Source organism: Amycolatopsis sp. NBC_01286 (assembly GCF_035982555.1).
Classification (GTDB): domain Bacteria; phylum Actinomycetota; class Actinomycetes; order Mycobacteriales; family Pseudonocardiaceae; genus Amycolatopsis.
Genome location: NZ_CP108428.1, coordinates 9,135,286 through 9,147,290, shown reverse-complemented (window position 1 = coordinate 9,147,290; position 12,005 = coordinate 9,135,286). Strand labels below are relative to the sequence as shown.

15 protein-coding genes are annotated in these 12,005 nt (G+C 73.0%); 9 read left to right on the top strand and 6 right to left on the bottom strand.

Features of this window, described 5'->3' with window-relative positions:
• Nucleotides 1–37: 37 nt before the first annotated feature.
• Nucleotides 38–550 carry a GNAT family N-acetyltransferase gene (locus OG570_RS41900; protein WP_326948377.1) on the top strand — a complete coding sequence of 171 codons (513 nt, stop codon included), beginning with the start codon at nt 38–40 and terminating at the stop codon, nt 548–550.
• Here OG570_RS41900 and OG570_RS41895 read toward each other — a convergent pair.
• Nucleotides 531–1,658, bottom strand: a complete 1,128-nt coding sequence (locus OG570_RS41895; protein ID WP_326948378.1) for an ROK family transcriptional regulator — start codon at nt 1,656–1,658, stop codon at nt 531–533. The genes OG570_RS41900 and OG570_RS41895 overlap by 20 nt on opposite strands.
• Before the next feature lie 59 nt (nt 1,659–1,717).
• Here OG570_RS41895 and OG570_RS41890 point away from each other — a divergent pair, with 59 nt between their 5' ends.
• Both OG570_RS41890 and OG570_RS41885 read left to right on the top strand, forming a co-directional pair.
• Nucleotides 1,718–2,962, top strand: a complete 1,245-nt coding sequence (locus OG570_RS41890) for an MFS transporter (protein ID WP_326954290.1) — start codon at nt 1,718–1,720, stop codon at nt 2,960–2,962.
• On the top strand, nt 2,959–3,423 hold the full coding sequence (locus OG570_RS41885; RefSeq protein ID WP_326948380.1) for a hypothetical protein: 465 nt from the start codon (nt 2,959–2,961) through the stop codon (nt 3,421–3,423). Before OG570_RS41890 ends, OG570_RS41885 begins: the two co-directional genes overlap by 4 nt.
• Here the strand turns inward: OG570_RS41885 and OG570_RS41880 are convergent.
• Both OG570_RS41880 and OG570_RS41875 read right to left on the bottom strand, forming a co-directional pair.
• Nucleotides 3,420–4,241: an SGNH/GDSL hydrolase family protein gene (locus OG570_RS41880; protein ID WP_326954289.1), complete on the bottom strand. Its 822-nt coding sequence runs from the start codon at nt 4,239–4,241 to the stop codon at nt 3,420–3,422. The genes OG570_RS41885 and OG570_RS41880 overlap by 4 nt on opposite strands.
• The gene (locus OG570_RS41875) at nt 4,238–5,572 is read right to left on the bottom strand and encodes an MFS transporter (protein ID WP_326954288.1); all 1,335 of its coding nucleotides are present in this window, start codon (nt 5,570–5,572) and stop codon (nt 4,238–4,240) included. The genes OG570_RS41880 and OG570_RS41875 overlap by 4 nt, the downstream gene beginning before the upstream one ends.
• A 112-nt stretch (nt 5,573–5,684) precedes the next feature.
• Between OG570_RS41875 and OG570_RS41870 the strand changes: the two genes are divergently transcribed.
• On the top strand, nt 5,685–6,341 hold the full coding sequence (locus OG570_RS41870; RefSeq protein ID WP_326954287.1) for a TetR/AcrR family transcriptional regulator: 657 nt from the start codon (nt 5,685–5,687) through the stop codon (nt 6,339–6,341).
• A gap of 30 nt (nt 6,342–6,371) precedes the next feature.
• On the opposite strand, the gene OG570_RS41865 is transcribed toward OG570_RS41870, so the two are convergent.
• Together OG570_RS41865 and OG570_RS41860 are read right to left on the bottom strand one after the other, a co-directional pair.
• The gene (locus OG570_RS41865) at nt 6,372–6,764 is read right to left on the bottom strand and encodes a hypothetical protein (protein ID WP_326948384.1); all 393 of its coding nucleotides are present in this window, start codon (nt 6,762–6,764) and stop codon (nt 6,372–6,374) included.
• An 85-nt stretch (nt 6,765–6,849) separates the two neighbouring features.
• Nucleotides 6,850–7,755 (bottom strand): aldo/keto reductase, encoded by a 906-nt coding sequence (locus OG570_RS41860; protein ID WP_326954286.1) that lies wholly within the window; start codon nt 7,753–7,755, stop codon nt 6,850–6,852.
• Between the two features lie 78 nt (nt 7,756–7,833).
• Here OG570_RS41860 and OG570_RS41855 point away from each other — a divergent pair, with 78 nt between their 5' ends.
• The 5 genes from OG570_RS41855 (at nt 7,834) to OG570_RS41835 (ending at nt 10,977) form a co-directional block, all read left to right on the top strand.
• Entirely contained in the window at nt 7,834–8,415 is a 582-nt protein-coding gene (locus tag OG570_RS41855) for a TetR/AcrR family transcriptional regulator (protein WP_326948386.1), read from the top strand.
• 96 nt (nt 8,416–8,511) lie between these two features.
• Nucleotides 8,512–8,916, top strand: coding sequence for a DUF6069 family protein (locus tag OG570_RS41850; RefSeq protein ID WP_326948387.1), 405 nt, complete (start codon nt 8,512–8,514; stop codon nt 8,914–8,916).
• Between the two features lie 20 nt (nt 8,917–8,936).
• A complete protein-coding gene (locus tag OG570_RS41845; protein ID WP_326948388.1) occupies nt 8,937–9,407 on the top strand; it encodes a polyketide cyclase in 471 nt (156 codons plus the stop codon).
• Between the two features lie 10 nt (nt 9,408–9,417).
• Entirely contained in the window at nt 9,418–9,771 is a 354-nt protein-coding gene (locus OG570_RS41840; protein ID WP_326954285.1) for a YciI family protein, read from the top strand.
• Between the two features lie 6 nt (nt 9,772–9,777).
• The gene (locus tag OG570_RS41835) at nt 9,778–10,977 is read left to right on the top strand and encodes an RNA polymerase sigma factor (protein WP_326954284.1); all 1,200 of its coding nucleotides are present in this window, start codon (nt 9,778–9,780) and stop codon (nt 10,975–10,977) included.
• An 80-nt stretch (nt 10,978–11,057) separates the two neighbouring features.
• Here OG570_RS41835 and OG570_RS41830 read toward each other — a convergent pair whose 3' ends face one another.
• Nucleotides 11,058–11,930 (bottom strand): LysR family transcriptional regulator, encoded by an 873-nt coding sequence (locus OG570_RS41830; protein WP_326954283.1) that lies wholly within the window; start codon nt 11,928–11,930, stop codon nt 11,058–11,060.
• Nucleotides 11,931–12,005: the final 75 nt, after the last annotated feature.

Here is a 12,005-nt window from a genome sequence, read left to right as displayed (position 1 = left end):
GCCGGGCCGGTCCGGCCCGCGCGATAGGTTGCCCGCCATGACCGAGCCCGGACCCTGGCCCCCGGCCCCGATCAGGACCGAGCGGCTCGTGCTGCGCGAGTCCGAAGCCCGGGACCGCGCGGCGTTCGTCGAGCTGTTCGCCTCGCCTGAGGTCGGCGGCTACATCGGTGGCGCGCAGCCGCGCGACGAGCTGGAGCGCACGGTGGCCGAGGTGCCCGGGCGGCGCTTCGGCCTCTTCGCGGCCGACCTCGACGGCGCGATGATCGGCATGATCACGCTCGACCGGCGCGACGCGGAGACCGAGCTCGGCTACCTGTTCCTGCCGGCGGCGTGGGGCCACGGGTACGCCACCGAGGCGTGCGCGGCGGCGCTCGGCTGGTTCGCCGGCGTTCGCCCCGGCGAGCCGGTGGCGCTGCGCACCCAGACCGCCAACGTCCCCTCGATGCGGCTCGCGGCGAAACTGGGGTTCACCGAGGTGGAGACGTACGAGGCGTACGGCGCCCAGCAGTGGCTCGGCCGGTGGTCGCCGGTCAGGCCGGCCGGCCGGTGAGTGGCTGCAGGCCCGCCGGATCGGGCAGGCCGTAGCGGGTGTTGAGCACCTGCATGGCCGCGCCGGCCGCGACCACGTCGGTGCCCAGCGTCGTCAAGCTGACCTCCACGGTGAGCCAGTCGGCGCCGGGGAGCTGGGTGCGCACCGCGTGCTCGACGGCGTCCCGGTAGACGTCGCCGTGGCGGAGCAGGTCGGCGCCGCCGAGGACGATGTGGCCCAGGTCGAGCGTCTGCAGCAGGTTCACCACGCCGGTCGCGAGCACGGCCGCGGCCGCCGCGGGGTCGGCCGCCCGTTCGTGGACGGCTTCCAGGCAGCCGTGCCGGCCGCACGCGCATCGCGGCCCGTCGAGCTGGACGACCGTGTGGCCGAACTCGCTGGCGTTGGTGTGCGCGCCGCGGTGGGCGGCGCCGCGCAGCCACAGGCCGGCGCCGACCCCGGCGTCGACCACCACCAGGGCGGCGTCGCGGAAGGCGGGGCCGCGGCGCCAGGCTTCGGCGGTGACCCCGGCCGTGACGTCCTTGTCCACCACCACCGGCAGGCCCAGCGCGCGTTCGGCGAGCTCGGCCAGCGGGACGTCGCGCCAGTGCCGCAGCCGGTGCGCGCCGCGGACAGTGCCGCTCGACTGGTCGAGCGGCCCGATCATGCCGACGCCGACACCCGCCAGGATCCGGGCCGGGTCCGCGCCGGCGGCCGGCTCGGGTGCGCTCAGGCGGTGTTCGGCGATCATCGTCGTGACGCCGGCAGCGAGCCGGACCAGCAGCTGCTCCGGGGTGAAGTCGTCCGGCAGCGGGGTCGTGGCGGACGCGCGGACGGTGCCGGCCAGGTCCGTCAGGGCCAGGCGCAGCTCGCGGCGGGTGACCTGCGCGCCGATCGCCCAGCGGCTTTCGGGGACGAGCCGGTAGACCGCGGCCGGTTTGCCCAGCGCCGGCCGCCGCACGCCGGCCGGTTCGAGCAGGCCCTCCTCGACCAGGCGCGCCAGCACCTTCGACACCGCCTGCGGGGTCAGCCCGGTGACCTCGGCGACCGTGCCCCGCTCGAGGGTGGGCAAGGTTCGCGCCAGCGCGATCACCAGGGCCTCGTGGTAGTCCCGCAGGAAAGCCAGGTGCACCGCGTCACCTTACCGCCGGTGTCTGGAACTAACGCAACAGCGTTGCTAAAGTCGCCGGAATGGAGGATCTCACCCGCCGGCGCCGCTGGGCCGCGCTGCTCGCACTGGCCCTCGGCTCGGTCGCGATCGGGCTGACCGAGTTCGTGCCGGCCGGGTTGCTGCCGGACATCGCGCGCAGCGTGCTCGGGGACGAATACGCTCGGTCCGAACCGGACGCCGTCGCGCACGCCGGCTGGATGATCACCGCGTACGCGCTGGGCGTGGTCGTCGGCGCGCCGCTGATCGCCACGATCACCGCGCGGCTGCGGCGCAAACGCCTGGTGCTCGGGTTGCTGGTGCTGTTCGTGCTCGGCACCGCGGCGTCCGCGCTGGCCTCGACGTTCGGGCTGGTCCTGGCGGCCCGGTTCGCCGCCGGGCTGCCGCACGGCGCGTACTTCGGGGCGGCCGGGCTGCTGGCGGCGTCGCTGATGGGGCCCGGCAGCGAGGGCCGGGGGTTCGCGGTGGTGCTGAGCGGGCTGACCGTCGCCAACGTGGCGGGCGTCCCGGTGATCACGCGGCTGGGGCAGGCCGTCGGCTGGCGGACGGCGTACCTGGTCATCGCCGGGGTGTTCCTGCTCGCGCTGCTGGCCGTGGCGCTCACGGTGCCGGACGCGCCGGCCTCGGGCGGGTCGCCGGCCGACGAGCTGCGGGCGTTGCGGCGGCCGCAGGTGTGGCTGGTCGTGGCGACCGCGTCGATCGGGATCGCCGGGTTTTTCGCGGTGGACAGCTACCTGGCGCCGATCACGACGTCGGTCACCGGGCTGTCGTCCGGGTCGGTCGCCTGGGTCCTGGTCGCCGTCGGGCTGGGCATGACCGTCGGCAACGTCCTGGGCGGCTGGTCCGCCGACCGGAACCTGCACCGGGCCATGGTGGCGGGCTTCGGCGCGGTGATCGTCGCGAACGTCTACTTCGGACTGACCGCCGGCTCGGCGTTCGGGCTGTTCACCGGCGCCTTCCTGATCGGCGGGACGATCCTGTTCCTGGGCCCGGTCCTGCAGGCGCGGCTGATCGCGGTGGCGCCGGGCGCCCAGCTGATGGGGGCGGCGCTCAACCAGTCGGCGTTCAACGCGGCCAACAGCATCGGCGCGGCGCTGGGCAGCGTGGTCATCGCGGTCGGCCTGGGCTACCGCGCGACGGCATGGGCCGGCGTCGTGGTGAGCGCGATCGGGTTCGCGCTGGCCGTGGCGGGCTTGGCGGTGGAGCGCCGTCGGGCCGCCCGGCCGGCGGCGGTCGCGGAAGGGGACCGGATAGGGTCCGGCGGGTGAAATACCCGGAACTGGAAACGGCGATCCTGAACCTCGTCATCGCGGCGAGCGACGAGAGCGCCGCGGCGTTCGGCGCCGCGACGATCACCCGGCTGCTCCGGGAAGAAGCCGTGGAAGACGCCGTACCGGACGAACTTTCCGAAGACGCCTGGGCCGCGCTGGCCACCGCCCGCGAGTCGATCCTGACCGTCGACGCCGGCGAGCTGGGGGCGCTGATCGAGCGGATCGACGCGGGGATCCTGGTCGACGACGACCTCGACCGCGGGATCGTCGCCGCGCTGACCGCCCTGATGCACTGGAACAGCTACCTCCAGGGCGGCCGGCGCGGCGAGCTCTACGAACTGGCGATCCGCTCGATCGAGGACGTCGACTTCCAGGTGTCCGCCGATCTGGACGACATGCTGGCCACCCCCGAGATGGCCGCGGAGTACGACCGGATCCGCGGCCTGCTCACCTCCTAGCGGGCGACCCCGGCGGCCGCGATGATCGCGGCCGCCGCGGCCATGCCCGCGGCGTTCGGGTGGTACGGGTACGCCGGGGACGCCGGCACCGCGCCTTCCAGCCACCGGGTCGCGGGTGCCGCGCACAAACCGTGCCGGGCACTCGGGTTCCGGATGTCCACATAGGACGCCTTGGTGCGGGCTGCCTGGCCGGCCAGCATCACCATCAGGCGGTCGAACGTGGCCTGGATGTAGTTCGCGTCGGCGGCGGTGTAAGGGTCGGCCGGGTAGCAGCCACCCGGTTGCCAGTAGGTCAGGTAGCCGACGACCACCACGCGGGCGGCGGGGGAGCGGCGGTGGATCTCGGCCAGCGCGGCGGCCACTTTCGGTGCGGTGGCGGCGATCCGCGCCTGGAACTGGTCGACGCCGCCGGTGGTGTACTGGTCCCGGCACGACGGGACGACGGGCCCGTCCGGGCTCGCGCACGTCACGAACGCCGAGCTGAGGACGATGTCGTTGGCGGCGATCGCGAGCGTGACGAGGTCGGTGTCCCGGCGCAGCGCGTCGAACTGCGGTGCGACGATCCCGGCCTGCCGCCCGGTGAGGTCGGCGGTCGTCGCACCGGAGCACGTCACGTCGGTGAGCGTCGCGCCCAGCCGGCCGGCCAGGACGTGCGGCCAGTTCCGGTCGGAGCGCAAGCACGTCGCGTCGATCTGGTCCGGGATCAGCGGGCCCGCGGCCGACGAGTCGCCGAGCGCGACGTACCGGATCCGCCCGCTCGCCTCCGCCGGTGCGGCGGCCAGGCAGGCCAGCAGCACCAGCACCAGCACGTACCTCACTGGACCGGCTGCCCTTCGCTCGCCGTGACGGCCTGGTCCTGCACCGCGGCGCGCCGGATCGACATGCCCAGCACCGGCACCAGGGCGACGGCGACGCAGGCCGCGGCGGCGAACACGTAGTAGGGCGCGACGAGGCTGTCCGTGGAGCCTTCGATGAGGCCGTAGACGTACGGCCCGACGAAGCCGCCGGTGATCCCGAGCATGTTGATGAACGCGAGCCCGGCCGCGGCCATCAGGCCGGACAGGCGTGACATCGCGACCGACCAGAACAGCGGCAGCGTGCCGAAGGCGAAGAAGTTCGAGATGAAGAGCAAGCTGATGCTCCACACCGGGTTCCGCGACACCAGGAAGCCCACGAGGACCAGCAGCACGGCGCCGGCGCAGATTCCGATGAGCGTCACCTCGTGGCCGTACCGGCGCTTGAACCAGGGGAAGAACAGCACCCCGGCCAGCCCCGAGATGCCGCCGCTGCCCGCCACGAGGCCGATCAGGAACGGGCTCTGCAGGCCGAGCGACTGGATGTAGGCGGGGAAGTTGAAGCCGATCCCGCCGCCGATCGACTGGTTGATCAGGTAGATCGCGCCGAGCAGCAGCACGGTCGGGTGGCCGAACGCCCGGCGCAGGTTCCCGCGCACGCGCGTCGGCGACGCCGCGGTGTCGCCGACGGCCCGCTCCGAGAGCATGGCCGCTTCCTCCGCCGTGAGCCACTTCGCGTCGGTGGGCCGGCTGGGCAGCGCGAACCAGACGACGACGCCGATGAGGACGGTGACCAGGCCTTCGACGAGGAACATCCACTGCCAGCCGCGCAGCCCGGCGACACCCTGCAGTTCCATCAGCGCGCCGCCGACGGGGGAGCCGATGATGACCGCGACGCAGGGCGCGACGTAGATCAGGCCGACGATCGTGACGCGGTGCTTCTGCGAGAACCACTGCGTGACCATGTACATCATCGCCGGGAACAGGCCCGCCTCGGCGGCGCCGAGCAGCAACCGCAGGATGTAGAACGAGACGTCGTCGCCCACGAACATCATCGCGGCGGAGACGATGCCCCAGGTGATCGCGATGCGCGTGATCCACAGGCGCGCGCCGACGCGGTAGAGGATCAGGTTGCTGGGCACCTCGAGCAGCGCGTAGCTGATGAAGAACAGGCCGGCGCCGAGCCCGTAGGCGGCCGCGCTGAGGCCGATGTCGGCCGCGAGCGAGGTCTTGGCGAGCGCGACGTTCGTCCGGTCCACATAAGACATGAAGTAGGCGAGGCCGAGCACCGGCAGCAGCCGGGTCACGGCCTTCTTGGTGGCGAGTTCGTGCAGGAGGTCTCGTGCGTTCGTCATTGGACGCCTTTCAGGTGACTTCTCACGCTGATACCGTCTGACCTGCAATACTACGGAGTATCACGGTAGGGTTCGGCGCGTGTTGGTGTCAACAGCCCGAGCCGGACATGGGATGATGGGACACCTGAAGAACGAGGAGGACGACCAGGTGAGCGCGAGCCCCGACGTCGAACCCGGTGCGCGGAGCAGGATCCTCGACGCCGCGGCGGAGGCCTTCATGGCGACCGGGTTCGCCAACGCCACGATCGACGACATCGCGCGCGACGTGGGTGCGACCAAAGGCCTGGTGTACTACCACTTCCGGTCGAAGTTCGACATCTTCCTCGCCGTCTACGAGGAGGCGATGGGGCGCGTGCGCGAGCGGATCGAGGTGCTCGCCCACGGCGACGGCACGGGTCGCGACCGGCTCGTGGCGATGTCGGAGGCGCACGTGGTGAACCTGATGCAGGACCTGGCCTACCACCACGTCGTCCACCAGGCGGTACGCGGCCAGGTGGCGACCGCGCTGAAGGCGCGCCAGGTCGAGGCGCTGCAGGAGCTGAACCAGCTGCGCAGCGACTACGAGCAGCTGTTCCGGAAGGTGGTGGAGGCCGGCCTCGCCGACGGCTCCCTGCGTGCGGTCGACGCGTCGCTGGCCACGCGGACCCTGCTGAGCAACCTCAACGCGGTCGACACGTGGTTCCGCCGGATCGAGGGCCAGCCGGCCGAGGAGATCCACGCACTGGCGCGCAGCGTCGTGGACCTCCTGATCGGCGGCCTGGCCGGCTGACCCCGGCCACGGCCGCCTGCCCGCGCGGGATCAGAACTCGTCCGCTTTGGTCAGCTCGTGCTCGAAGGCGTCCGCCCGGGCGACGAGCGTCTTGAGGGGACGCTCGAACTCGAGCTCGATGCTGAGGTCCTCCAGGGGCAGCGTGTGCTTGAGCAGCGCGACCCCGTCCACGACCGCCGCGCCGCCGGCGGCCGCGGCCCCGGCCAGCTCCAGCAGCTGCCGCAGGTCGATCTTGTCGGCCCAGCCGACCGGTGAGGAGATCTCGACCCACGCGCCGCCGTCCAGCTCGGGCAGGTGGTGCACCGTCGCCTGCTGCGTCCGGTCCTGCGGCCCGGCGAGGCGGAACCGCAGCCAGTCGCCTTGCTCCTCCAGGACTTCGTACCGTGTCCGGACAAAGTTGATCACATCGGTCCAGGTGGTCACCCGCTCCGCCTCTCGCCTAAGACCTTCCAGCGAGAGGAGCATCTCACGCCGCGGTCGGGCCCGGCACTCCGGACATACCGACGGCTCAGCCGAGCGCCATGTCCTGGGAGCGCGACGGGACGGCGTCGAGGGTGGCGAGCGTCGCGTCGTCGAACCCGATCGAACCGGCGGCGACGTTCTCCTCGAGGTGCCCGGCCGTCGCGGTGCCGGGGATGAGGTGGACGTTCGGCGCGTGGTGCAGCAGCCAGGCCAGCCCGATCTGCGACGCCGTGGCGCCGAGGGACTCCGCGACGGTGTGCACGGCCGGCTCGTCGGTCACCTTCGGCAGGCCCGGGAACGCGCCGCCGAGCGGGAAGAACGGCACCCAGGCGATGTCCTCGGCGAGGCAGAGCTCGAGCATGTCCTCGTCCTCGCGGCTCACCAAGCTGTACGCGTTCTGCACGCAGGCGATGCCCGCGGGGAGCGCCCGGCGCAGGATCTCCAGGGTGACGCTGCTGAGCCCGATCGCGCCGATCTTGCCTTCGTCGCGCAGCGCCGTCATGACCTCGAGCTGGTCGTCGAGGTCGACCAGCTGGTCGCCTTCGGCCTTCAGGCCGGGCCGGGTGTCCAGGCGGCGCAGGTTGACGACGCCGATCTGTTCGGTGCCGAGGGTCCTGAGGTTGTCCTCGACGCTCGCGCGCAGCTCGTGGGGGCGCTGCGCGGGGCGGAGCCGGATCGGCCCGCCGGGGTTGGGGTCGGCGCCGACCTTGCTGACGACCAGCACGTCGTCCCCGGGCCGGAGCGCGTCGCGGATGACGCCGTTGACGAAGGCGTTGCCGTAGAACTCGGCGGTGTCGAGGTGGTTCACGCCGAGGTCGATCGCGTGGCGCAGGAGCGTGACGGCCGCGTCGCGGTCGTCGTGCAGGCGTTCGAGCTGCATCGCCCCGTACCCGACGCGGTTGACGGTGCGGCCGGCGAGCGGAGCGGTGGTGGCGATGGGGGGCATGGGCATCCCGTCAGTCGTGCGATGATGGCGAAGCGGAGGAACCTCCGTTAAGTCGACCGTAGCACAACCGGAGGTGCCTCCGTTTTGTCGTCACCCGATCCGGCCGCCGCCGACCGCCCGGTCCGCTCCGACGCGCGCCGCAACCGCGAGAAGCTCGTCGCCGTCGCGCAGGCCGCTTTCGCCGGCGCCGACGGCCCCGTCGCGCTCGAAGCGATCGCCCGCGAGGCCGGCGTCGGGATCGGCACGCTCTACCGGCACTTCCCGACCCGCGAAGCCCTCGTCGAAGCCGTCTACGCCGCCGAGCTCGACGACGTCGCCACCAGCGCCCCGGCGCTGCTCGGCAAGCTCCCGCCCGAGGCCGCCCTGCGCGCCTGGCTGGACCGCTACGCCGCCTTCTTCCAGACCAAGCGCGGCATGGGCGACGTCTTCCGCGCCGGGGTGGCGTCCGGGCGCATCGCCACCCCGGTGACGCGCAAGCGCATCACCGGCGCGATCGGCACGATCCTCACCGCCGGGGCGGCGGCCGGCGTCTTCCGCGCCGACGCCGACCCCGAAGACTTCACGCTGATCGTGCTCGGGATCTTCCTGTCCACGGTGGAGGACCGCGACCCGGAGCGGATCGGGCGGCTGCTCGACCTCGTCGTCGACGCCCTGCGCCCGAAGTAGATTTCTTTCGCGGCGATGTCGAATGGGGCCGCGGTCGTTCGTCGCCCCAGTGAGAGACCGGCACCGGGCCGGTCGCCCCCACACCGGAGGCCCGCGATGTCCGTCATCACCGTCACTCCCGCGAAGTCCCTGCTCACCGGCGGTCTGACCGCCGTGGCCGCCGCCACCGCGGCGACGTCGCTCCTGGCCGCGGCGGCCGAGTTCGCCGGCATCGGCGCCGTGGTCGCCGGTGCGCCGATCCCGGTGACCGGGTTCGCCGTGCTGACCGCCGTCTTCTCCACGGTGGGCGTGCTGCTCGCCCTGGTGCTGGCCCGCACGGTGCGCCACCCGCGCGCGGTGTTCCTCCGCACCACGCTCGCGCTCACCGCGCTGTCGCTGGTCCCGGACGTGCTCGCGGACGCGCCGGCGAGCACGAAGGTGCTGCTGATGCTGGCCCACGTGGTCGCCGCCGCGATCGTCATCCCGGCCGTCGCCCGCCGCACCCCCGCCGCGCGGGCGTGACCGCCGTGAACCACGAAAGCGTGAGTGCCACCTTGACGATCGCCGAGCCCGCCGCGACGGTGTTCGCCGTGCTGGCGGACCCCGCGGCCCACGCCGCGATCGACGGCACCGGCTGGGTCCGGGAGCCCGTCGAACAGGCGCCGTTGACCGCGGTGGGGCAGATCTTCCGGATGGACATGCACCACTCCGGCCACCCGGACGGCGACTATCAGGTCGTCAACAAGGTCGCGGTGCTCGACGCGCCGCGCGCCATCGGCTGGCTCACCGGGTCCGCCAAGGGCGACGGCGAGGTGGAGTACGGCGGCTGGATCTGGCGCTACGACCTGACGCCGCGCGGCCCAACCGGCACCGAGGTCACGCTCACCTACGACTGGTCGGGGGTGCCGCGGTTCGTCCGGGAGCGCGGCATCCGGTTCCCGCCGTTCGGTCCCGCGCACCTCATCGACTCGCTGCACCACCTGGCCGACCTCGCCCACCGCGTGTCCGTTTAGGAGTTTCGCCATGACGCAGTACCTGCTCGCCGTCCAGCTCGACGAAAGCGTGCCGGAGACCGAGGAAGAGACCCGGACGCAGATGGCGCGGACGGGCCGGGTCGTCGACGACATGAAGGCCGCCGGGGTGTGGGTGTTCGTCGGCGGGCTGAAGCCCTCGCACGCCTCGACCGTCGTCCGCCCCGGCGGCGGCACGACCACGATCACCGATGGCCCGTTCGCCGAGACGAAGGAACAGCTCGGCGGGTTCTGGGTGATCCGGTGCGCCGACCTCGACCAGGCGCTGGCCTGGGCCGGGAAGTGCGCGCTCGCCTGCGGGCAGCCGATCGAGGTGCGCCCGTTCGACGACTTTTCGCAGGACTGAGCGCGGATGGACCTCGACAGCGTCTACCGGGCCGAGTACGGCCGGTGCGTGGCCACGCTGACGCGGCTGCTCGGGGACATCGGGCTCGCCGAGGAGGCCGTCCAGGACGCGTTCGCCGTCGCCGCCGTGAAGTGGGCCGAGGCGCCGCCGGCCAACCCCGGTGCGTGGATCGTGACCACCGCCCGCCACCGCGCGATCGACCGCCTGCGCCGGGAATCCACCCGGGAGGCCCGCCACGCGCAGGCCCTGCTGCTGCACCAGCCCGACGAGCCGGAGGAGGCCGGACCCGTGCGCGACGACCAGCTCCGCCTGATCTTCACCTGCTGCCACCCGGCGGTGTCGCCGCTCGCGCGGACCGCGCTCACGCTGCGCCTGCTCGGCGGGCTGGAGGTGGCGGAGATCGCGCGGGCCTACCTGGTGCCGGAGGCGACCGTCGCGCAGCGGATCGTCCGGGCGAAGAAGAAGATCCGCGACGCCGGCATCCCGTACCGGGTACCCGGCGCCGCCGAGCTGCCCGAGCGGCTGGGCTCGGTGCTCACCGTGCTGTACCTGGTGTTCAACGAGGGGTACACCTCGACGTCGGGGGAGCTGCTGCGGACGGACCTGTGCCTGGAGGCCGTCCGGCTGACGCGGGCGCTCGCCGACCTGATGCCGGACGAGCCCGAGGTGATCGGGCTGCTGGCGCTGCTCCTGCTCACCGAAGCCCGCCGGCCGGCGCGGGTGGGGCCGGCGGGGGAGCTGGTGGTGCTCGCGGAGCAGGACCGCTCGCGGTGGAACCACGAGCTGATCGCCGAGGGGCACGACCTGGTGCGCCGGTGCCTGCGTCGTAACCAGCCGGGCCCGTACCAGATCCAGGCCGCGATCAACGCCGTGCACACGGACGGCCTGGCCACCGACTGGACGCAGGTGCTGGCCCTCTACGACCAGCTGCTGCAGCACACGCCGACGCCGATCGTGGCGCTCAACCGCGCGGTCGCCGTCGCCGAGGTCCACGGCCCGGCACTGGCCCTGGCCACGATCGAGGAGCTGGACCTGCCGGGCTACCACCTGCTGCCGGCCACCCGCGCGGACCTGCTCACCCGCCTGGGCCGCACACCGGAGGCGATCACCGCCTACGACGCGGCGATCTCCTTGGCCACCAACGAAACGGAACGAACCTTCCTGCAGACGCGCCGAGCGCGCGCGGCCGGGGTCCGGATGTCCTGAAGGGCACCCTCAGGGACGTGTGGTCCCTGAGGGTGCCCTTCAGGACATAGGTCACCCGGACGGCGATGACGCGAAGGGCGTCAGGTCGTCACCGCGTCGCGGAAGGCCTCGACGTGGGCTGCGGCGCACTCGGTCGGGAGGTCGGCGGGGATGACGACGCTGCCGGTGATCGTCATGGCCGGCTTGAGCGGGATCGCGCTGACGCGGGTCGAGCCGATCTCGGCGACCTGCCCGGCGGGTAGCACCGCCCAGCTGCCCGGGTCGGAGCCGACTTCGACGATCGTGTCCTGGGTCGTGCCCACCGGCCGGCCGAGCCGGGGGCTCACGCCGGCCTCGCGCAGCGCGGCGGTGAGGGCGTCGTGCAGCGGCGGGTCGTGCTGTCGCGAGGGGAGCCGCAGGACGCTCTCGGCCAGTTCGGTGATGCCGACGACCGTCCGGTCCGCGGCCGGGTGCTGCCGGGACACGACCGCGAACAGCGGTTCCGTCCAGGTCGGCAGCACCTTGAGCCCGGGGGCCGAGAGCACGCCCCGGGCCAGCGCGACGTCCAGTTCACCCTGCCGCAGCGCGTTCAGGCGGGCGTCGAGCGGCAGGTCGACGAGCACGACGTCGAACGGCGAGCCGGCTTCGCGCAACGCGTCGATGCCGCGTTCCAGTCGCGTGGTGAACCCGGCGGCCGTGCCGATCCGCATCGTGCCCGCGGCCGTCGTGGCGGCGAGCCGGACCTGGTCGGCGGCCGCGAGGGCGGCCCGCGCCGCGTCGAGCACGCGGCGGCCGGCCGCGGTGAGCTGGACCCGGCGCGGCGAGCGGTCGAACAGCCGGACGCCCAGCTCGCGTTCCAGCCGGGCGATCTGCTGGCTGACCGCGGGCTGCGCGATGTGCAGCCGCTCGGCGGCCCGGCCGAAGTGCAGCTCGTCGGCGACGGTGACGAAGTGCCGCAACGCCCTCAGTTCCACTGGTCCTCCCACCTGCGACGATAAGGCCACCTTATCGCTGCGCGTGCGCACTGGACCTGGTTCGCCGCGGGGCGC